Source organism: Caballeronia sp. J97 (assembly GCF_905220305.1).
GTDB lineage: Bacteria > Pseudomonadota > Gammaproteobacteria > Burkholderiales > Burkholderiaceae > Caballeronia.
In genome coordinates, this window is sequence record NZ_CAJMZL010000094.1 from 1 (window position 1) to 620 (window position 620).

Genomic DNA, 620 nt, shown 5'->3' on the forward strand with positions numbered 1-620 from the left:
CGCGAGGACCACAACATCCCCATCGCGCAAGTCTTTAGCGACAAACGAGTCTGGACGCTCGCCACCATGGCCTTCGGCTTCTTTCTGACGATCTACGGTGTAGGCTTCTTCTTGCCGCAGATCGTTAAATCCTTCGGCTTGAGCAATGCGCAGACGGGCTTCGTCACGGCCATTCCCTATGTGATCGGCTCCGCCAGTCTGGTGTTCTGGGCGCGCCGCTCCGACCGCACCCGGGAACGCCGCTGGAACATTGCGTTGCCCGCGCTCATCGCCGCCGCCTCCCTCGTCGGCGCCAGCCTGTCCGACGATCCCGCCGCGAAACTCATTTTCTTCTGCCTCGTGGCCTTCGGCGTATTTGGCGCACTGCCCGCGTTCTGGGCCATCAACACGGAACTGCTCTCGGGATCCGCCGCAGCGGCCAGCATCGCGTGGATCGGCGCTGTCGGCAATCTGGGCGGCTTTGCAGGACCCTATCTGCTCGGCCTGACCAAGGATCGAACCGGTAGCTACACCGCCGCGCTCATATTGATGGCTATCGTTGCACTGATCGCCGCCGCCATTGCGTTATCGGTGAGTCGAAAGATGCCCGTCTATCGCCGGGTCTGAACACTACTCTCATA

Annotated in this window: 1 protein-coding gene; it reads left to right on the forward strand. The window is 61.8% G+C overall.

Translation table 11 applies throughout. The features are described 5' to 3' along the window. Positions 1 to 606: MFS transporter (locus U4Y90_RS35975; RefSeq protein WP_321801904.1), on the forward strand; the 606-nt coding region annotated here is incomplete at its 5' end. Positions 607 to 620 lie beyond the last annotated feature (14 nt).